Raw genomic sequence first — 21,509 nt, forward strand, 5'->3', positions numbered from 1 at the left:
TTTTAAGGGTTTTTAGGTATAAAAATAATATTGTTGATATACTGAGTTTTATTTTTTTCGTCGTTTGTATTTTGTAAAAGAATGTCTTCTGTAAGGATTTCCAGAGTGAAGCTGTTCCTGTTCAGGTATTTTACTTCATATCCCCAGCTTTGCACTTCAGAAATTTCATTCCATATAGGTGTTTGGTGATGCCTTTGTTCCATCTCAACCATTAAGGTAGGCATAAACTGTCTGATGGTTTCCTTAGCTCCCGAAAGAGTCTTTATTTCATTGCCTTCAACATCAATCTTGATAAAATCAAGTCTGTTAAAATGTTCCAAAGCGGCCCATTCGTCAAGCTTTATAACCTTTACTTTCTCAGTATAGCTTTTCTCTTCGCCTTTTTCTTTGTAGGCCGTATTTAAGGTACCACGCGAAGCAATGGTTTTTCCATTAATAACGGGAACTTTGAATTCCGCAATTGTATTTTCATCAGAAAGCGCCAGAGGAAGCACACGCATGTGGGGAAATAACCTTTTCAGTCTGGTATAAAGCTTTTTGTTGGGCTCAAAAGCATAAATATGTTCATGATCCAGCTTATCTTCCAACTGATACAGGAAAGTTCCTACATTGGCACCAATATCCAGTATTACAGCATTCTTTGGAAGGTATTCTTTGATCCATACCAGTTCCGGTTCTACATTGCGCTCCGAAAAATTATCTTTATTAAGATTGTTTAAGGTCTTAAAATATCTTTTCTTATAAAAATCCGGACTTATATATTGTAGTTTTTCTGCAATTTTTTGGTATAAAGACATCCTTAGCTTTTTGACGAACAGCAAAGATAAACAAAAAAGTAAAACTTCTCTTAAAAAATGTTAAATATAATGGGTTGATTTTCAGTTGATAGACTTTGTGCTCTGTTTTGTAATTGCTTGAACTTTAATATATTTTAAGTGTATTACAGACCCACCCCTGATCCATAGATTTTTTCAGAATTATAGAATATATTAAAACATCTCATAAAATTAATAACCATAGATTGGACGTATCTACACAAAGAATGGCATATTCAGAAAATCATTGAAAGGCTTCATCAGCTTAAAAATCTTACTCATATTCTTCACTGCATTTTTATCCAGTACCTCTTCGTCTTTCAGATGGTACAGGACAATAAAGTTTTTAAGTTTTAAATATTCAGCCATAGGATCTTCCTTATCAAAGCCCTGAGGAACCTTTTTCAGTTTATCATCCTGGTCAAGCTCCGGAAAATGTTTTTTGAAATCTTTTTGATTCAGGATTTTAAGAAAATCTTCACCATACAGGGAGATTTCCTTTCGCACTTCTTTCAATACCGAAGATTCAGGCATATAGATTCCTCCGGCCAGAAAAGATTTACCAGGTTCCATATGAAGATAGTATCCGCCTTTCTGATTTCCTTTTCCCATTCCCAGAGAGGCCCCGAAGTTGGTTTTATAAGGAGATTTATCTTTAGAGAAACGGGTGTCTCTGTAAATTCTGAACAGCGCTTTTTTGCTGTCTATTTTTGCAAGTTCTTCATCAAAACCGGACATTTTTTTAATCAGTTCATCTAAAAATGAAACTACATTTTGCTGAGCTTCCGTGTAAAGATTTTTGTTCTCATTAAACCATTCGCGGTTGTTGTTTTTATTTAATTTTTTCAAAAAATCAAACGTCTTGGAAGAAATGCTTGCAGACATATTGTATAAGGTGTTTATTTTGTTGTTGCTAAACCACGAATCTCAAAACCTGAAACTCGAAACTTATAATTCAAATGTACAAAAACTATTAATATCTCAGTAATGTGTTTAAACAGACAGGGAAAATGTTAAAAAAAATATTTTTCACGGTATTATTTTCGAAAATTCATAAATAACACGGAAAAAATCAATCCAATTTAATAAAAAAAAATAATATTTAATAATTTTTTAATTTGAAGCATATTTTTTTATATTTAATTTTCTAAAAATCGAAGATATATTAAAGGATTGTGAATTTAAGTTTGCATATTTAAAAATTTATTCAAAAACAAATCAAATATTTATTGTATCTTTGCAAAAATTTTAAAATAGTTAATGAATTTATTTACGGAAACCAATTTAAGTCCTGATATCCTTAAGGCAATTGGCGAACTGGGTTACGAAAGCCCAACAGAAATCCAAAAACAGACTATCCCTTTTATTCTTTCAGATATTCGCGATTTGATCGCACTTGCGCAGACAGGGACAGGCAAAACAGCAGCGTTTTCGCTTCCGATTTTGGATATGATTGACGATACGAGTCGCAAAATCCAATTATTGGTGCTTTGTCCGACACGGGAATTATGTCTTCAGATTTCTAAAGACATAAAGAATTACTCTAAATACATGAACATCAAAACTACTGCAGTTTATGGTGGAAGCAGTATTGTAGAGCAAATGAGATCTTTAAAAGAGAAACCACAGATTATTGTGGGAACGCCAGGTAGGGTAATTGACCTTATCAACAGAAAAGCATTAGACTTTTCTGCGATTCATTGGTTAGTATTAGACGAAGCTGATGAAATGCTTTCTATGGGATTCAAGGATGAATTGGAAACCATTCTAAGCGAAACCCCGGAAACGAAACAAACTTTCTTATTCTCGGCTACGATGAATAAAGAAGTGGAAAGGATTTCCAAAAACTATCTTACAAAACCACACCGTATTTCAGTAGGTTCTATCAATGAAGTGAAGAAGAACATTACCCACGAATACTATGTGGTAGGATACCGTCAGAAAAAAGAAGCATTAAAAAGATTAATTGATGCTAACCCTAACCAGTATTCCATCATTTTCTGCAGAACAAGAATGGAAACTCAGGAGGTTGCAGATTTCTTAATGCAGAACGGTTATGCAGCTGATGCCCTTCACGGAGACCTTTCTCAGGCGCAGAGAGATACGGTTATGAAGAAATTCAGATTGAAAAATATCGATATCCTTGTAGCAACAGACGTTGCAGCAAGAGGATTAGATGTAAACTCTCTTACTCACGTTATCCATTTCTCTTTACCTGATGATCCTGAAGTATTTGTTCACAGAAGCGGAAGAACAGGTAGAGCTGGTAAAGACGGTATTTCAATGGCTTTAATTAAGCCCGAAGAAAGCAGAAAGCTGAAACAGATCAAATCTGCTACTAAAATTGAAATCCACGAAAGAACAATTCCTACAGGAGACCAGATTATTAAGGCTCAGGTTGGAGGTGTTTTTGAAAAACTTTTCACAGAACACGAAGATCTTTTCGAATTTGATGATAGCTTAATCCCGGATCTAAGCAACTTCACAAAAGAAGAATTAGTACATCAGCTGTTACAATTCCAACTGAAAGATCTTGCGTTATATTACAAAGACAAACACGATCTTGTTGAGCAGAAGTTAAGCAGCAGAGATGATGATTACTCAAGAAGAGACCGTGGACGTGATAGAGACAGAGATAGAGGTCGCGACAGAGATAGAGGAGATCGAAGAGACAGAGATCGTGGTGGAAAACCAAGAAGAAAAGATGAAAACATGGTAAGATTCTTCTTCAATCTTGGTAAGAAAGACCATTTAAAGAAACTTGATGTTTTAGATATTATCAATAAGGCTACTGCTGGTGGAAAAACCAAGAAAAGAGCTGAAATCGGAGATATCGAGATTCTTGAGAAATTCTCTTTCTTTGAAGTTGAAAAATCATTCAAAGACAATGTTTTAAGTAACATTCAATCTATGAAATTTAAAGGAAAAGATATGAGAGCTGAAGTAGCTAACTAATCTCTTTCTATACCATACAAAACCGGCAGTAATGCCGGTTTTTTTATTTGGTAATCAGCGCATAAGCGAATGTTAACAAAACTTAATGTTATATAGTTTCAGGTACAATCCTTTTTTAAGAAATTTGCACACGAATTATAAATACTAAAAAATGGGAATTGGTAATATTTTCCACGCTTTTCAACCAAAAGATAAAATCTTCTTTGTACTTTTTGAGAAGGTAACTGAAAACCTAGTTGCAATGTCTGAAGAATTCAACGCTGGAATTAAGGATTTCGATCTTAATGACGATTCAATGCTGAAAAAAATGAGTGACTTCGAGCATAAGAATGACGAGCTTACTCACGAAATCTTCGTAGAACTGGGGAAAAATTTCATTACTCCTTTTGACCGTGAAGATATTCACACATTGGCAACAGGATTAGATGATATCGCTGACTATATCTATGCTTCTACAAAATATATCTTCTTATACAAATCTCCTGAGATGAAAGCTTATTCAGATTTCTCTCTGCTGATCCACAAAGCATGTCTTGAAATACAGAATGCCATGAAAAACCTTAAAGGGTTCAAGAATATGGAGCAGGTGAAAGAAGCTTGTATTAAAGTAAACTCTATTGAAAATATTGCAGATGACCTGCTTTCTAACTCAATGGTAGATTTATTTGAAACGAATGATGCAATTAACATTATTAAAGTTTCATCGGTATTGAACTATCTTGAAATCGTAACAGATAAAGCAGAAGATGTTGCCAATACAATTGAGAACATCATGATTAAATACGCCTAAAAGATAACAATACATAGCAAAAAATGGAATTTCCGATTTTACTTGTAGTTATTATTGCGTTGGCGTTAATTTTTGATTATATCAATGGTTTCCATGATGCAGCCAACTCGATTGCAACTATCGTATCTACAAAAGTTTTAACTCCATTCCAGGCTGTACTTTGGGCGGCACTTTGGAACTTTGCAGCGTTCTTTATTGCTGCTTACATTATTGGAGAATTCAAAATTGGTAATACAATTGCCAAAACAGTTAATGAGAACTTTATCACGCTTGAAGTTATATTTTCCGGTTTGGTGGCAGCCATTGCCTGGAATCTTTTGACATGGTGGTTTGGAATTCCTTCCTCATCATCACACACCCTGATTGGAGGGTTCCTGGGGGCAGCATTAATGCATGCTTTTATGATGGACTACCATGATGTGGCAGCAGCACAGCCAGGACTTGGGTTCTGGGGTACGGCTAAAGAAGCCTTAAGTCAGGTAACACACCAGAGTGTTGTAAAGTTTGATAAAGTAATTCCTATTTTCCTGTTCATTTTCATGGCACCAATCATAGGGATGGTTATTTCTGTTATCATTACACTGATAATTATACACCTTTATAAAAGATCAAACCCGCACAAAGCAGACCAGTCTTTCAAAAGACTTCAGTTAGCTTCTTCAGCTTTATTCAGCTTAGGACACGGTTTGAATGATGCTCAGAAAGTAATGGGGATCATTGGAGCTGCAGTAATTTATTATCACGTAAATATGCTTCAGGATGTACAATATTTGAATATTCCTTCTGCGGAACGTTTTGACTACTTTGCACAGCATTATATCTGGGTACCTTTGGTTTCCTTTATTGCCATTGCATTAGGAACAATGAGTGGTGGTTGGAAGATTATCAAAACAATGGGAACCAAGATCACTAAAGTAACTTCATTAGAAGGGGTAAGTGCAGAAACTGCAGGAGCAATTACTTTATTCATCACAGATCACTTTGGTATCCCTGTATCTACAACACACACCATTACAGGTTCTATCATTGGGGTAGGATTAACGAAAAGAGTTTCAGCGGTAAGATGGGGTATTACAGTAAGCTTACTTTGGGCTTGGGTATTAACTATTCCGATTTCAGCTTTAGTAGCTGGTATCACTTATCTTATTGTAACTTTCTTTTCTTAAGATAAAAAATCACAATTATCATATAAACTTTGTCCGTTTGGGCAAAGTTTTTTGTTTTATAAAGCCCCGAAAAATTGTATTTTTGTTCAAATTATAAGATTTTATGGAATTTTTAGACAGATACCAGCAGATTGTTGGGGACGCCATCAATAAGTACACTTTTAAGGATAAGCCTACAGAGTTATATGAGCCGATGAATTATATTATTTCCCATGGTGGAAAACGTCTTCGTCCCATTATGGTGCTGATGGCCTGTGATCTGTTTGGCGGAGACCTGAAGCAGGCAATAAAACCCGCTTTGGCAATAGAATTTTTCCATAACTTCACCCTGATCCATGATGATATTATGGATGAAGCCCCTTTAAGAAGAAATAAACCTACGATCCACACTTTACACGGTATCAATGTGGGAATTCTTTCCGGAGACGGATTAATGCTTAAAGCATATAAATTCTTTGAAGATCTTGAACCGGAAATTTTCAAAGCTTGTATCAGAATATTTACCCATACAGGACTTCTTTTATGTGAAGGACAGCAATATGATATTAATTTCGAAACACAGGAAAATGTGACTTTTGATGATTATATCAGAATGATTACTTATAAAACAGGAGTATTAAGTGCTTCTTCTTTTGAGATTGGAGCCCTGATTGCAAAAGCGGACTTTAAGGATGCCAAAGCGATCTTCAACTTCGGGAAACATATCGGTATCGCATTCCAGATTATGGATGATTATCTTGATGTATTCGGTGATCAGGCGCAGTTTGGTAAAAAACATGCCGGAGATATCTATGAAAATAAGAAAACAGTTCTGTACCTGCTGGCAAGAGAACATGCCACAGATGAAGAAAGAAAGGAACTGGATTACTGGTATTCTAAAAAAACAGAAAATATTGATAAGATCTACGGAGTTGAAAAGATCTTCAGAAGAACAAAAGTGGATGAAAAAGCACTTCGTCTGATCGAAAAACACAACGAGATCGGGCAGAGCTACCTTCAGAAAATTGATATTCCGGACGAAAAGAAAAAACCATTCATTGAGTTGGCGAACTATCTTTTAAGAAGAGAGAGTTAAGATGATCATTGGGCATTATGTAATCCGCACCTATCGTAAATTTAAGAACCAGGGATTGGGGACTAGATTTGTGATAGTGGGAATTCCGTTAATTCCGGTACAGAGCTTTTACATCTTTAAAGATACCGGCCGAACAATGGAGGTAGATTTATATTGGAAACAGGCGGTGAAGGTTTACTTTATCATGATTTCAGTATTCTATCTTTTCATTAAATACTTGAAGGGATCGGATTATGACGAAATGCCGTTTGAAAAGCTTTTATTGGTGGTGCTGGCGATTAATTTGCTGGTGTATTTCCTGTTTGATTCTTATACAAGAAAAGACAGGCAGATAAGGGAACTGCTTAGTAGATCTGTATACATTAATGCGCTTCCGAAATTTTTAGGACAAACAGCAGCTTATAATGTTCAATCAGGGTTTATCCGTTCCTTCAGGGAACATTTTGGAGCAAACTGGAAGGATGTGATGAAAAGCGGAACATATACCGATCAGCATATTCCACTTCTGTTTCCGATTTTACTGTATGATCTGTATTTATATGAAAACGAAGCCACAAAAAGACATTTTGAAACTGTTTTTAAAAGATACAAAGAACTTGAAAATATCGGATAATAGCCAATAAAATAAACCTGAAAAAGAAAAATAAAATATAGATAACAATAATAATAGGCTGCGGGTAAAAATGGTTTCCGGGCAACCTATTACCTACTACCAGGGACCTGCACAATGAAGTTCAGAACAGAAGTTGATATATCGAAATCGGAGAAAAAAATAGAAATTGAAGACCGGATATTTTCAATCGGATCCTGTTTTGCCTCAGAAATGACAGAATTATTGAAAGACGGACAGCTTCAAACTCTCAATAATCCCTTTGGAACAATATTTAATCCGTTTTCCATCAACAATGCGGTAAAAAGACTTCATGATTCGGAGTTTTATACAGAAGATGAGTTGATTATCTATAATGAAGAATATATTTCTTTAGATCACCACACCAGTTTTGATACAAGATATATTCATCAGACATTAGACAAGATTAATGAGGCTATTGAATCAGGAAATGCTTTCCTTCAGGAGGCCGACTGGATCATTATTACCTACGGATCCTCCTTTATTTATGAGTTTCTTCCAAAGCAAAAACTGGTAGCAAACTGTCATAAAATTCCACAGAAATTCTTTGAGAAGAGATTATTATCACACCAGGAGCTTACAGGCTCTATATACAATACCATTCTGGAACTAAAAGATATATGTAAGGAAGGAGTTCAGATTTTATTTTCTGTTTCTCCGGTGAGGCATACCAAAGATGGAATGGTTGAAAACCAGTTGAGTAAATCTAAGTTAATTACAGCTATTCATGAATCTATTTCTTTATTTGAAGACTGCCATTATTTGCCGGTTTATGAGATTTTGATGGATGACCTCAGAGATTACCGCTTCTACAAAGAAGATATGATACACCCAAGTACTCAGGCTGTTAATTATATTTTTGATAAGTTTGGGGATTCATATTTTTCAGATGAGACCAAGGAATTTATCAAGGAAAACTTTAAGATTATGAGAGCTTTGGAACACAGAACTAATGATGTAAAAGATCCTAAATTTATAGAGTTCAGAGAAAAATTGGATCAAAGAATAGAAAATCAACGGAAAAAAGTAAAGCATACCATTTTCAAATGATTGATTTTACTAGGATTGACTATCTGAAAAAGGGGAACGAAAGACAGATAAGAGCTTACGAAGTTCTTACAAAACATCGTATTTTTGAAAAGTTAAAATATTATTCACCAATTTTAGCAGGAACTATACCTATTGAAATTGATATAGAAGGAAGTGACCTGGATCTTATTTTTGAGGTAGATTTAAGATATAAAGAAAAGTTTATCAATGATTTAATGTTCAGTAATTTTATTCCTTACGGTGTGGAAATGGAATATCCCATCATAAACGGAGAAAGATGCATTACGTTAAACTTTATGCTCGAAGGACTTCCTATTGAAATTTTCGGACAGAATAAGCCAACGGTCCAGCAGAACGCTTATCTTCATATGGTTGCTGAACACAAAATATTACAGGAAAAAGGAGAAGAGTTTAAAAATAAAATAATAGAGCTTAAAAAACAGGGAATGAAAACAGAACCGGCTTTCGGAAGGTTACTGGGACTTGAAAACCCTTATGAAGACCTATTGAAATTGTAAATAAAATGATTGATACACATACCCATTTATACGCAGAAGAATTTGATGAAGACAGAAAAGAAGCTATACAAAGGGCTTTAGACAAAGGAATTTCGGAATTTTATCTCCCCGCTATTGATTCGGAATCCCATGAGAAAATGCTGGAGCTGGAAAAAGAATATCCGGGACAGGTTTTTTCAATGATGGGACTTCATCCTTGCTATGTAAAGCCGGAATCCTGGGAAAAAGAGCTGGAGATTGTTAAAAATTATTTAGACCACAGACATTTTCCTGCGATAGGAGAGATCGGGATTGATCTGTACTGGGATAAAACAACTTTAGATATCCAGGTAAAAGCTTTTGAGCAGCAGATTGATTGGGCCATAGAAAAAGATCTTCCGATTGTAATCCATACCAGAGAAAGCTTTGATGAAACATTCGAGGTATTGGAAAGAAAAAAGCACCCGAAATTAAGAGGGATCTTTCATTGTTTTTCCGGGAATCTGGAGCAGGCGCAGCATGCCATTGACCTGAACTTTATTTTAGGAATTGGTGGAGTAGTGACCTTTAAAAATGGCAAAATAGACCAGTTTTTGAGCGAAGTTCCTTTAGACAAAATTGTATTAGAAACAGATTCTCCTTATCTGGCACCTGTTCCTCACAGAGGAAAAAGAAATGAAAGTTCATACCTTGATCTTGTAGCCGGAAAACTGGTGGATATTTATGGTAAAGAATTTTCTGAAATCGATAGAATTACCACTGAGAACGCAAGAAAAATGTTTATCAGTATTAAATGATAAGTAAAGAAAATTCCTCTCAAAAAATGAGAGGAATTTTTTATTTTTTTCTGGTAAAATTCTTATTCTTTGGCTTTTTAAATCCAGTAGAAGGAGTTTCAGAAGGTTTTGGTTTCTTTTTGTTTCTGTTGTTATTAGGTCTGGAGCTGTTACTCGGTTTCTGTGATCTCTCGGCACCTGCAGGAACCGGTTTATTATTAGAATCTCTTTTCTGTACTACAAGATCATCTGTATGGAACGGATGGTTTTTGATCACAGGGATTTTCTTTCCAATCAGCTTTTCTGTATTCTTCAGATTAAGAAGATCCAATCCGTCAACAAAAGAAATGGAAGTTCCTTCTGCGCCGGCTCTGCCTGTTCTTCCTATTCTGTGTACATAAGTTTCAGAAACATCAGACAGTTCAAAATTGATGACAAATTTTAGTTCATCAATGTCAATTCCTCTTGCAGCAATATCAGTAGCTACAAGAACCCTTGTTTTTCCTGATTTAAAGTTATTAAGGGCATTCTGTCTTGCATTCTGAGATTTGTTTCCATGAATAGCTTCTGCAGAGATATTATCTTTCTGAAGCTTTCTGGCAATTTTATCGGCACCGTGTTTTGTTCTGGCAAATACCAATACAGAATCTGAAATATCATTTTGAAGAATATGGGATAACAGATTCAGTTTGTTTTCTTTTTCTACAAAATAAACAGATTGCTGAATAGTATCAGCGGTAGAGGACACAGGCGTAACTTCTACCTTTACAGGATTGTTCAGGATAGAATTAGCAAGTTTCTGGATTTCTCCCGGCATCGTTGCAGAGAAGAATAATGTCTGCCTTTTTTGTGGCAAAAGCTTGATGATTCTTTTTACATCATGCACAAATCCCATATCAAGCATCCTGTCTGCTTCATCAAGAACAAATATTTCAAGATTTTTTAAGCTGATGATGCCTTGGGCAATGAAGTCAAGAAGCCTTCCTGGTGTGGCAACCAAAATGTCAACCCCTTTTTTTAGTGCAGCTTCCTGATTTCCCTGTTTAACCCCACCGAAAATAACAAGTTCTTTTAAGGGAAGATATTTACCATAAGCATGAATATTTTCTTCAATCTGAATAGCCAATTCTCTTGTAGGCGTAAGGATTAAAGCTTTAATATTTTTGTTAGGTATCTTATTTTTAGATAGGTTCTGCAGTATGGGAATAGCAAAAGCTGCTGTTTTTCCTGTTCCGGTTTGTGCACAGCCTAAAAAGTCTCTGCCTTGTAAAATTTCAGGAATAGATCTTTCCTGAATGGGTGTTGGAGTGGTATATCCCTGTTCCTGAATTGCCTTGGCAATAGGTTCTATTAAGTTTAAGTCTGTAAAATTCAAATGAATTATTTTAAAATTTTAAATAAAAATTCCCTCTGTCTGAAAGAATTACATCCTGCAAAGGTACTCTAAATATTTTTAAGAATTTTATTATGGAATCTTCAAAGATATTATTCTATCCTTTTCCAGTCCTGATTAATCTTAAATCAAATAACAAATCATAAAGTTTTTTTAATCCATAAGTGCACACTAATTCATAATCCTGGATCTTTTTTGTTTTTCCATTGCCATATGTTATGGTTACTTATGAAGTTGGATTATCTGTTGAAGATACCGAATAGAAATCTTTTAACTTTGAAAAATTAATGTAATTGAGTAACTCTTCAATTGTATTAAAATCAGATATTTTTATTTTGCTTTTAAAGATGCCTTCTTTTTTACCTTTATTTAAATTTTTTAAAGCCTTTGTTTTTGCTTCCGGGTCTTGGTCAAATTACATTTACACTTGTATCACAGGAAATTTCTTTTTGGGGTTCTATAGAAGATTGTACGCAGCTTTTATTATCACCTATAAAAAGAAGATCAGTTTTGCCATCAACCCCTAGGGCTTTTGCTTTAAGCTTAATTTTTGAAGAAATAATTTTATCATCAAAATCTTCAATCGTTTTCAATGTAAATTCAGAGAGGAAATCATCCTTGCTTTTAGAACAGGATCTTATAAAAGACTCAACCTCGGAAATGGTTCCGAGGCTGTCTATTTTTGATGTGTTACTTTGTGAGAAGTAATACTGATGAATTACAAAAAGTAAAACGGTAATTATTCTTTTACCCATGTAGTTGTTTCCAGATAGCATCCTTTAATTCTGTAAGACCTTCTCCTGTAACTCCTGAAAAGAATAAAGGCTGTTTATTCTCTGGGAATTCAGCAGCAATTTCTTTTTTCAGTTCATCATCCAGAAGATCCGATTTTGAAACGGAAATAATAAAGTCTTTATCTAAAAGTTCAGGATTGTATTCCTTTAATTCATTTTCCAGAATTTTAAACTCCTGGAAGTGATCTTCAGAATCTGCAGGAATTAAAAACAACAGGATAGAGTTTCTTTCAATATGTCTCAGGAATCGGTGTCCCAATCCTTTTCCTTCTGCTGCACCTTCAATGATTCCCGGAATATCAGCCATTACAAATGATTTGTAATTTCTGTAATCCACGATACCAAGGTTAGGAGTTAAAGTTGTGAAGGCATAGTTGGCAATTTTAGGTTTTGCCGCAGAAACAGAAGCCAGAAGAGTAGATTTTCCTGCATTTGGAAACCCAACCAATCCTACATCAGCTAAAATTTTAAGCTCAAAGACCACATATCCTTCCTGCCCATCCATTCCTGGCTGGGCATATCTTGGAGTCTGGTTGGTAGAGGATTTGAAGTGTTCATTTCCTTTTCCACCTTTTCCACCTTCCATTAAGATAATTTCCTGTTTGTCTTCAAGGATCTCACCGATAATTTCTCCATCTTCATTTTTAGCGATAGTTCCGATGGGAACATCAATATAAATATCAGAGCCGTCAGCACCGGTCAGCTGGTTTTTTGCTCCGTTTTCACCACGCTCTGCTTTAATATGGCGGGTGTATCGAAGCGGAAGTAAAGTCCATTCCTGAGCATTTCCTCTCATGATAACGTGGCCGCCACGGCCTCCGTCACCACCATCGGGACCCCCTTTAGGAATATACTTTTCACGGCGAAGGTGGGCAGAACCAGCACCTCCGTGTCCGCTTTTACAATGGATCTTTACGTAATCTACAAAGTTAGACATATAGTATTTGTTACGAGTTGCGAGCTACGGGAAAATACGAATCCCGTATCCCGAATCTCGATTATTTAATTTTTTCAACTTCAGCAAAAAGTTTCTGGGCAATCTCATCAATTTCTCCCACACCGTTTACTTCAACATACTTACCCTGCTGCTTATAAAGTTCGGCTACTTCTGCTGTTTTAGTATAATATTCTTTAATTCTGTTTTCGATGATCTCAACATTGCTGTCGTCTGATCTACCGCTGGTTTCTCCTCTTTTCAGAAGTCTTTCTACCAAAATTTTATCTTCTACAATTAATGAAAGACAGATATCAATCTCATCATTAAGCTCCTCTTTAACGATTTTTTCCAATGCTTCTGTCTGAGCAGTAGTTCTTGGATATCCATCAAAGATAAAACCATTGGTATCGGTAGGCTTTCTGATCTCATCAATCAGCATATCTGTCGTTACCTGATCCGGAACCAATTCTCCCTTATCGATGTAAGACTTAGCTAGTTTTCCAAGTTCAGTGTCATTTTTCATATTGTATCTGAAAAGATCACCTGTTGAAATCTGCTTTAGATTGAATTTCTCGATTAGATTCTGAGCTTGTGTTCCTTTTCCACTTCCTGGAGGGCCGAACAGAACAATGTTTATCATAATGTTGTTTCGCTTCCGGCAATTGGCTGCTGCTTCTTGCTTTTAGCTTTATTTAGTTAATATTTTACTTTATTTCGATTTAATATTTAAAGCTAAAAGCCAGTAGCTAATAGCTATAGGCATTTTAATGATTGATTTGTCCTTCTTCTAATTGGTACAGATTAGGTAGGTTTCTTCCCAATTCATCATAATCCAATCCATACCCGAGAACAAATTTATTTGGAATCTCTTTTCCAATATAATCCAGTTTGAAATCTTTCTTGTAAACCTCAGGTTTCAATAAGAAACTTGCTAATTTTACAGATCTGGGACGTTGTGTTTCCTGGAAATATTTGAAAAGACTTTCAACTGTATTTCCTGTATCAACGATGTCTTCTACAAGAATAATGTGACGGTCTTTCACATCTTTTGTAAGTTCCATTTTCTGGTAAACAATCCCTGTAGATTCAGTTCCTACGTAAGAACTCATTTGAAGGAAAGCGATTTCGCATTCCCCAGGATAATATTTTAAAAGATCTGAGAAGAACATGATAACCCCATTCAAAACACCAATGAAAACAGGAACTTCGTCTTTGTAATCTTCATAAATTCTTAATGCTGTCTCTTTTACAATTTCCTGAATTTCGGCATCCTTTAAATAAGGAACGAAAGTTTTGTCGTGAACTTTAATACTTTCCATAAAAATTTTTAGTAGGAGGCAAAGTTACGGATTTTTGATTTTTCATTAAAATCTTTTTGTGTTTAATCATGGATTTGTGCTATATTTGTTCTTTCAAAACCCATAAATACAGACATGTAGGATATAATTTCTTTCAGATTCAATGAAGCGGTAACCAAAGAGTTACCGGTGTTTAACCTTTATTAAGAAAGAAATCATGATTTTACTGCAAAATATATCCTTTGGGTTTCCGGGAGGGGATCTCCTTTTCAATCATATCAATTTAACAATACCATCTCATACCCAATCAGCTTTGGCAGGAAGCAACGGCATGGGAAAATCAACCCTGCTGAAGATCATAGCAAACAAACTACAGCCACTGGAAGGAACTGTAAATATCCAGGGTGAAATTTTCTATGTGCCTCAAATATTCGGAAATTTTAATCATTTAACCATCGCAGAGTGCCTGAACATCGATCAAAAGCTTTTAGCCCTTGAAAAAATTACGAGTGGGGAAGTGGATGAACATTATTTTGAAACTTTGAATGACGATTGGGATATTGAAGAACGCTGCCAGAATACATTACAGTATTGGAATCTCCAGGATTTTGATTTAAACCAAAAACTGGAAGGATTAAGCGGTGGGCAAAAGACCAAAGTGTTCCTTGCTGGAATTCAGATTAATCAACCCAATATTATTCTTTTGGATGAACCTACCAATCATCTTGATCTGGAAGGAAGAAAATTGCTTTACGACCTTATTGAAAAGATCAGTGCTACCGTTGTGATCGTAAGCCATGACAGGGTATTACTTAATCTTGTAGATACGATTTTTGAATTAAGCAATCAGGGAATTGCTGCATATGGCGGAAATTACGACTTTTATGCTGAACAGAAAGAAATTGAAGATGAAGCTTTACAGAATGATATTCATGCGAAAGAACGGGCATTGAAAAAAGCAAAAGAGAAGGAACGTGAAACCATAGAACGTAAACAGAAGCTTGATGCCAGAGGAAAACAGAAACAGGAAAAGTCCGGAGTAGCCAGAATTATGATGAATACTCTTCGGAATAATGCCGAAAAAAATACCTCAAGACTGAAAAGTGTACATGCTGAAAAAATCAGTGGAATTTCGGGAGATTTAAGATACTTACGTTCCTCTGTCAGGAATTCAGATCAGATGAAAGTAAATTTCAACGATTCCGGTTTACATTCCGGAAAGGTTTTAATTACAGCAAAGGATATTAACTTTAGCTACGGTGAAGACAAAATCTGGAAAGAAAATCTCGATATTGAAATAAGAAGTGGAGACAGGATCTCCATTAAAGGATCCAATGGTTCAGGAAAAACAACCCTTATCAAACTTTTGCTGGGAAAGATACAGCCTTCTGTAGGAAACATCAACATTGCTGAATTCAATAGTATTTATATTGACCAGGAATATTCATTAATTGATAATGAACAGACCTTGTATGATTTTGTACAAACATTTAATGATAGCGTTTTACAAGAATCAGAAGTGAAGACATTGCTGTCAAGGTTTTTATTCAGTAAGCATACATGGGATAAAAAATGTGCGGCTTTAAGCGGTGGAGAAAGGCTGAGGCTGCTTCTGTGCGGGCTTTCCGTCAGTAATAAAGCCCCTGATATGATAATCCTGGATGAACCAACCAATAACCTGGATTTACAGAATGTGGAAATTCTTACCAGTTCCATCAAAGATTATCATGGAACTTTATTGGTGATTTCCCATGATGTAATTTTTCTGGAGGAGATTGGGGTGAGTAGTGAGGTTTCATTAGGGTAAAAAATAATGAAGATTTCGTCCTGTTTGTCATTCCGCAGAAATCCAAAAGGTTTCTGTGGAATGATAATTATTTAATTTTGGATAATGTCCAGTCAAATTAAATATTGTATTGGAGCAGATGAATAACATTTCAGTTTGTATACTTTCATAAATTATTAAAAACAATTAATAGTAGGGGAAGATCACTGTCATGTTAAGATTGTATAAGCCTTAATTACTTTCAGAAATCTTATTGATAGAATTAATATACTCTCGGGGTGTGACTCCTTGTATTTGTTTAAAACAGCGGTTAAATGTAGATTGATTAGAAAATCCGGCATCTGAATAAATATAGAGTAAAGTAACTTTTTTCAGATCCACGTTGCTCATTTTATTTTTGATATACTCTATTCTTAATGTATTGATATAATGATTAAAATTATTATAGTTATTATAATGAATTGCTTTAGATATGTAGGAAGGATTTACTCCTACAACGGCAGATAATTTGGAAAGGCTGAAATCGGAATCTTTAAAAAGCTCTTTCACTTTAATTTCTTCATCAATTTTGATAAATAACCCTTCAAGTAACTGGTCATCAAGTGATATTTCTTTATAGTTTTTTACAGTAGGGATCTGATTACTGTTTAATAGCTCTAATATATTAAACATTTCTATTTTTTTTATTTTTTCCCGATAATACAGTAATAAAACAATCACCCATAAATTTACCGTATATACCAGAAGATCTGATATAACGATCTCATTGCGGGAATAATTTCTCATGTTAAATTGAACAACACCATTGATGGCAATTGCAATAGATATCAGGATGATTATATAAATGCTGTATAAATACACATCTTTTTTAGTAAGAAAAATATGAGCAGCCAGAGGTATCGGAAGAAACCATGTAATATTCACTATTGTATATTTCCAAAAAATAATCAGTAAAAAAAGAGAATATAATGGAGCTATAAACATGTAAAGCCTTACCAGTACTGAAATATTATTATTTTTTTTTATGATTAGTAATATACTTGAAGTCAAAACGAATCCGACAAGTGCGTATTTTACTATAAAACGATCAGGAATGAAGAGTTTAAATAGGATTATATACAATATCAGTGCAGCTATCATCGACCTCATATAGTTGATAACTAAGTTTCTTTTTTCTATTTCTATCCCTTTTTTATAGACAATATTAATCATGATTTTACTGTTACTAGTTATTTATTGAATATGACTTATGTAAGTTGTTGAAAATTAAATATTTGTGTTAAATAAATGATTTGTTGATATTTCATTTAAATAGAGATATAACCTGTTTTATCAATATCTATCTTTGAAAAAAACAATCCAATCATTGCATTATGCTGCAAAGTTATATAATCTGGATGCAGATTTACTAATTAAAATTTAAATTTTTGGTAAAAACAAAAATAAGGCTTGATGGTAGTTTTTTTGAAGTCATAGAATTCAATGAAAGGGAAAAATTTGGGGTCTAAACCCTCAGGAGCAATCATAATTAACCTGTTATTTTTTTTCAAATATTGAAAAGAGTTTGGCTATACAGAAATACAAAAGAGAAAAAATAAAATATTTAAAATTAACAAAATGAAAAAAAAATTATCACTATTGGGACTGCTCTCTTTTTGTTCGTTAGCTTTCTCGCAGGTAGGCATTAATACCCAAAATCCCCAGGGAATATTTAATGTAGATGGAGGAAAAAACAACGCAGCAACAGGGGTGCCAACTGCTGCCCAGCAAACAGATGATTTTGCTGTAAGAGCCGATGGAAGCGTAGGGATTGGAACAACCCTTCCGGACCCTTCTGCAATGTTGGATATTACCTCGGTCAGCAAAGGGTTACTTGCCCCGAGAGTAGCACTCATATCTAATACAGATAACACTACAATTCCTTCACCGGCAACTGGCTTATTAGTTTTTAATACCGGTACTGCAGCACTTACTTATGTAGGATATGTTTTCTGGAACGGTACAGAATGGAGAACATTTAGTGGCAGTTCTCTTGCCCCGGGAACAATCGGAGCAATACTTTGTGACCAGGTAGCGCTTACACCTGATAATTATGCTAACGGAACTCCTTATAATGGGACTATGAGCGTAGCATATACCGGAGGTAACGGAGGAATTTATCCTGCACAGACCATTACTTCAACAGGGGTTACTGGTCTTACTGCGACTCTATCTGCGGGAAGTTTTGCTGTGGGTTCAGGAACTGTAACATATACCGTATCAGGAACACCAAATGCAACAAGTCCCAATATAGCTCATTTCGCTTTAAATATCGGAGGGCAAACCTGTGATGCGCAAGTAGGCGGCGGATTATCACAGGGACAGGCAAGATATTGGTACGGACAAATGCCGGGTAATGTAGGTTCAGGTGGAGCAAATGCAGCAACCTCTGTGGCAGATAATTATTTGAGTAATTATCAGACTTCAACCAATCAGGTTCCAATCATTGATGGGATAAGATTCGATTATTATGCTATTACACCTACAGGAACTTACGGTTCTATCTCGGGAATTCCACGTATGGTAAATGTATCAGGAAGCAATATGATGGTAACCTGGTCCGCTTTTTCCTCTTTGCAGAATTACAATGAAGCTAATATATATTTAGCGAACGGGCAGTTTATCAATTTAGATGATGGTATATATGACGGGGTTGGGCTAAATTCAACTACAAGCAGTACTCCATCAAGCCTTGCGACTACCAGAGGAGATGTGATTGAAATTGAAACGGTTGATGTATGGGTAAATAACCATTGGTACAGAGCTACCTATTTCCCTGTTGTAGATAATAACAATACAACCACCTTAACAGATGACATCAGAAAAGTAGCAATCTCTGTACAAAGATTAAAATAGGATTAAGCTATAAACCGTTGTGCATTTTGAATTTAGTCTACTTAAAATTCGGTTTCTGCTTATATAGGCGATATAATGCCTTATAAGTAAAATCATTCATCATATTCTCATTAAATTACAATTCTTCTTAAATGCACAGCGAGTTTATTGTTTGTTTTTCAATAATTTATGTATTTAGCCAAGTCACTGATCTTATATAAATCAGATTATCAAAAGAAACACAAGTGTAATAATAGCCAATTGGCAATCCATTTTAAGCTAAACCGAATACGGTTACAAAATGGAAAAACTTTTCTCTATTTTTAACAGAGTTTAGAGAGATTTAATGTAAAGAGATTATTTTATATCTATGGAAATAATCTCTTTTTTTATTATTTATAATACAAGCCAATAATGATGAGTTTTATGACAGCCCATAAATAACTGAATGGATATTACTTTATCTCAATGTCAGGCAGTTTATAAATTCCAACAAACTCAACTAATTTAAAAGAATTAGCTTTTAGATCTTTAAAAAAATCCTCCATGTTTTTCTCATATCCTCTTTCACTTAAGGCAAAAAGAAGTACACCTTTATTTTTGATAAGGATGTAACGGTAAATATTTCTTTCTGCAATGAGTATCTTTTGTCCGTCTTTTGAATTTTTACTAACAAGAAAGTCCAAAATATATTCTCCGTTGTTACTTTCAAAAATCTCATAATTAACAATCGGGTTGCTTTTCTTTATTTCCTGAAGTTCAGCTACCTTTTGATCAATAACATCTTTAAGATTAAAATCGCCTTTTATAAATTCAATTAAAACCATGCTGTTATACTTATCTATATCTTCATCTGAACTTAAATATTCCTGTTTGAAATAATTGTCATTAGGATGTGAACTCCAAACGAGATTATATTCTTTTAGATTCAATTTAATGGGATCTGGTATATTTAAGTAATCATGAGTCTTATTTTTATTTTGAGCTTTCAGGGAAAAAATAGGAACTATTAAAAGTAGAGCCCAAACTTTAATTTTCATTTGTGTAATTTTTATAGTAAATATAATTCATTTTGTATAGAGGTGAAAGGAAAAATATAGCAATGAAATGATATCCAACCTCATGATTTTCACCCCAACCCCAAAATAAATTTCCATATAATTTGGCTGTCATTTTTTTTAAAAGTAATTTTGCACGAATCTTAAAACAAAAGTAAAATATGTCAACTTATGTAGTTGTAGGTCTTCAGTACGGAGATGAAGGCAAAGGTAAAATCACGGATGTTTTATCAGCAAAATCAGACTATGTGGTGCGCTTCCAGGGTGGAGACAACGCAGGTCACACGGTATACGTTGGTGATGAAAAATTCGTTCTGCACCTTCTTCCTTCAGGAGTTCTTCAATGCAAAGGGAAATGTATCATTGCAAACGGAGTAGTGGTAAACCCTAAGTCTTTTATTAAAGAAGTTGGTCAGATCGAAAGCAAAGGCTTGAGAACAGACCATATTTTTATCAGCAGAAGAGCGCATGTTATTATGCCTTACCACATCCTTTTGGATACTTACCGTGAAGAGGAACACGGTGGAACTCAGATCGGAACAACCAAAAAAGGAATCGGACCTTGTTATGAAGATAAAATCGCAAGGGTCGGAATCAGAATGGTTGACCTATTAAATCCTGAGATTTTAAGAGAAAAAATTGAGAAAAACTTAAAAGTTAAAAACTCTCTTTTTGAAAAATATTATGGAAAACCAGCTTTAGATGTTGAGGAAATCTACAATGAATTTTTAGAGATCGGAAAACAGCTTCAGGACAGAATTGTAGATACGGAACTTGAACTGAATGAAGCTATTCATGAAGGAAAGAATGTGTTGTTCGAAGGAGCACAGGCTTTAATGCTTGACATTGATTTTGGTACTTATCCATACGTTACTTCGTCTTCTCCATCTACAGGAGGAGTTTGTACAGGAGCAGGAGTACCGCCAACTTCACTTCAGAATCTTATCGGGGTTGCAAAAGCATATTGTACAAGAGTAGGAAACGGCCCTTTCCCTTCTGAATTAGACAACGAGTTAGGGGAAAAGATTAGACAAATCGGTGGTGAATTCGGAGCTACTACAGGCAGACCAAGAAGAACAGGTTGGTTAGACCTTGTTTCTTTAAAGCATGCTTGTATGATTAACGGAATCAACAATCTTGTGATTACAAAACTTGACGTACTTACAGGCATTGAAAACCTGAAAATTGTTACTCATTACAAAACAGAAGATGGAAAGATCATCGATTACTTCACTTCTTCTACTACAAAACTGTATGATTATGAGCCAATTTACCAGGATTTACCAGGTTGGGAGGAAGATATTACAAAGGCGAGAAGCTATGATGAACTTCCTGCAAACGCTCAGAAATATATCGAATTTATTGAGAAATACTTGGGAATTAACGTTTATTTAGTTTCTGTAGGCCCAGAAAGAAGCCAGAACATCATCAGAAAAGAATTATTCTAATATTCTTAGACTATATAATAACAGGGAGACTATCATTTTGGTAGTCTCTTTTTTTTGATTTATTGAAACTCTTATATTTAACTTTTATATATAATCAAATGGAAAACAATGGTATTGTTGTTTATTTATTTAGGATTACCTATAAATATTCATAATAATTTCCTGC

21 protein-coding genes are annotated in these 21,509 nt (G+C 34.8%); 11 read left to right on the plus strand and 10 right to left on the minus strand.

The features are described from left to right. Positions 1-2 precede the first annotated feature (2 nt). Both EG339_RS11610 and EG339_RS11615 read right to left on the minus strand, forming a co-directional pair. Positions 3-797: an FkbM family methyltransferase gene (locus tag EG339_RS11610; protein ID WP_123870242.1), complete on the minus strand. Its 795-nt coding sequence runs from the start codon at positions 795-797 to the stop codon at positions 3-5. A gap of 234 nt (positions 798-1,031) precedes the next feature. After that, complete coding sequence (locus EG339_RS11615; protein ID WP_123870243.1) at positions 1,032-1,700, minus strand: DUF2461 domain-containing protein; 669 nt, start codon at positions 1,698-1,700, stop codon at positions 1,032-1,034. A 375-nt stretch (positions 1,701-2,075) separates the two neighbouring features. Here EG339_RS11615 and EG339_RS11620 point away from each other — a divergent pair, with 375 nt between their 5' ends. The 8 genes from EG339_RS11620 to EG339_RS11655 all read left to right on the plus strand — a co-directional run bounded on the left by EG339_RS11620 (position 2,076) and on the right by EG339_RS11655 (position 9,776). Further along, positions 2,076-3,770, plus strand: coding sequence for a DEAD/DEAH box helicase (locus EG339_RS11620; protein ID WP_123870244.1), 1,695 nt, complete (start codon positions 2,076-2,078; stop codon positions 3,768-3,770). Positions 3,771-3,921: 151 nt separating this feature from the next. Next, entirely contained in the window at positions 3,922-4,560 is a 639-nt protein-coding gene (locus tag EG339_RS11625; protein WP_066698712.1) for a DUF47 domain-containing protein, read from the plus strand. A 23-nt stretch (positions 4,561-4,583) separates the two neighbouring features. Then, positions 4,584-5,726, plus strand: a complete 1,143-nt coding sequence (locus tag EG339_RS11630; RefSeq protein ID WP_123870245.1) for an inorganic phosphate transporter — start codon at positions 4,584-4,586, stop codon at positions 5,724-5,726. A 103-nt stretch (positions 5,727-5,829) separates the two neighbouring features. After that, positions 5,830-6,801: a polyprenyl synthetase family protein gene (locus tag EG339_RS11635; RefSeq protein WP_123870246.1), complete on the plus strand. Its 972-nt coding sequence runs from the start codon at positions 5,830-5,832 to the stop codon at positions 6,799-6,801. Position 6,802: 1 nt separating this feature from the next. Continuing rightward, positions 6,803-7,414 carry a hypothetical protein gene (locus tag EG339_RS11640; protein WP_164466434.1) on the plus strand — a complete coding sequence of 204 codons (612 nt, stop codon included), beginning with the start codon at positions 6,803-6,805 and terminating at the stop codon, positions 7,412-7,414. A 114-nt stretch (positions 7,415-7,528) separates the two neighbouring features. Next, the gene (locus EG339_RS11645) at positions 7,529-8,482 is read left to right on the plus strand and encodes a GSCFA domain-containing protein (protein WP_123870248.1); all 954 of its coding nucleotides are present in this window, start codon (positions 7,529-7,531) and stop codon (positions 8,480-8,482) included. Next, a complete protein-coding gene (locus tag EG339_RS11650; RefSeq protein ID WP_123870249.1) occupies positions 8,479-9,000 on the plus strand; it encodes a DUF4269 domain-containing protein in 522 nt (173 codons plus the stop codon). Before EG339_RS11645 ends, EG339_RS11650 begins: the two co-directional genes overlap by 4 nt. Positions 9,001-9,005: 5 nt before the next feature. Further along, on the plus strand, positions 9,006-9,776 hold the full coding sequence (locus EG339_RS11655) for a TatD family hydrolase (RefSeq protein WP_123870250.1): 771 nt from the start codon (positions 9,006-9,008) through the stop codon (positions 9,774-9,776). 40 nt (positions 9,777-9,816) lie between these two features. On the opposite strand, the gene EG339_RS11660 is transcribed toward EG339_RS11655, so the two are convergent. The 6 genes from EG339_RS11660 to EG339_RS11680 form a co-directional block, all read right to left on the minus strand. Continuing rightward, entirely contained in the window at positions 9,817-11,130 is a 1,314-nt protein-coding gene (locus EG339_RS11660) for a DEAD/DEAH box helicase (RefSeq protein WP_123870251.1), read from the minus strand. A gap of 244 nt (positions 11,131-11,374) precedes the next feature. Continuing rightward, positions 11,375-11,497, minus strand: coding sequence for a DUF6438 domain-containing protein (locus EG339_RS24770; protein WP_378113316.1), 123 nt, complete (start codon positions 11,495-11,497; stop codon positions 11,375-11,377). Positions 11,498-11,558: 61 nt separating this feature from the next. Continuing rightward, positions 11,559-11,903: a hypothetical protein gene (locus EG339_RS11665; protein WP_123870252.1), complete on the minus strand. Its 345-nt coding sequence runs from the start codon at positions 11,901-11,903 to the stop codon at positions 11,559-11,561. Next, positions 11,896-12,879, minus strand: coding sequence for a GTPase ObgE (gene obgE / locus EG339_RS11670; protein WP_123870253.1), 984 nt, complete (start codon positions 12,877-12,879; stop codon positions 11,896-11,898). The genes EG339_RS11665 and obgE overlap by 8 nt, the downstream gene beginning before the upstream one ends. Positions 12,880-12,940: 61 nt before the next feature. Beyond that, positions 12,941-13,519 (minus strand): adenylate kinase, encoded by a 579-nt coding sequence (locus tag EG339_RS11675; RefSeq protein WP_066698685.1) that lies wholly within the window; start codon positions 13,517-13,519, stop codon positions 12,941-12,943. A gap of 124 nt (positions 13,520-13,643) precedes the next feature. Next, entirely contained in the window at positions 13,644-14,198 is a 555-nt protein-coding gene (locus EG339_RS11680; RefSeq protein ID WP_123870254.1) for a phosphoribosyltransferase, read from the minus strand. A 196-nt stretch (positions 14,199-14,394) separates the two neighbouring features. Between EG339_RS11680 and EG339_RS11685 the strand changes: the two genes are divergently transcribed. Further along, positions 14,395-15,984 (plus strand): ABC-F family ATP-binding cassette domain-containing protein, encoded by a 1,590-nt coding sequence (locus tag EG339_RS11685; protein WP_123870255.1) that lies wholly within the window; start codon positions 14,395-14,397, stop codon positions 15,982-15,984. A gap of 210 nt (positions 15,985-16,194) precedes the next feature. Here the strand turns inward: EG339_RS11685 and EG339_RS24260 are convergent, their stop codons facing one another. Next, the gene (locus EG339_RS24260; protein WP_164465451.1) at positions 16,195-16,635 is read right to left on the minus strand and encodes a helix-turn-helix domain-containing protein; all 441 of its coding nucleotides are present in this window, start codon (positions 16,633-16,635) and stop codon (positions 16,195-16,197) included. Between the two features lie 945 nt (positions 16,636-17,580). Between EG339_RS24260 and EG339_RS11695 the strand changes: the two genes are divergently transcribed. Beyond that, complete coding sequence (locus EG339_RS11695; RefSeq protein ID WP_123870257.1) at positions 17,581-18,858, plus strand: hypothetical protein; 1,278 nt, start codon at positions 17,581-17,583, stop codon at positions 18,856-18,858. Between the two features lie 434 nt (positions 18,859-19,292). On the opposite strand, the gene EG339_RS11700 is transcribed toward EG339_RS11695, so the two are convergent. Further along, entirely contained in the window at positions 19,293-19,877 is a 585-nt protein-coding gene (locus tag EG339_RS11700; RefSeq protein ID WP_123870258.1) for a hypothetical protein, read from the minus strand. A 179-nt stretch (positions 19,878-20,056) separates the two neighbouring features. Between EG339_RS11700 and EG339_RS11705 the strand changes: the two genes are divergently transcribed. Continuing rightward, positions 20,057-21,343 (plus strand): adenylosuccinate synthase, encoded by a 1,287-nt coding sequence (locus EG339_RS11705; protein WP_123870259.1) that lies wholly within the window; start codon positions 20,057-20,059, stop codon positions 21,341-21,343. The last annotated feature ends 166 nt before the right edge of the window (positions 21,344-21,509 follow it).

The sequence above is a fragment of the Chryseobacterium bernardetii genome (assembly GCF_003815975.1).
GTDB classification, from domain to species: domain Bacteria; phylum Bacteroidota; class Bacteroidia; order Flavobacteriales; family Weeksellaceae; genus Chryseobacterium; species Chryseobacterium bernardetii.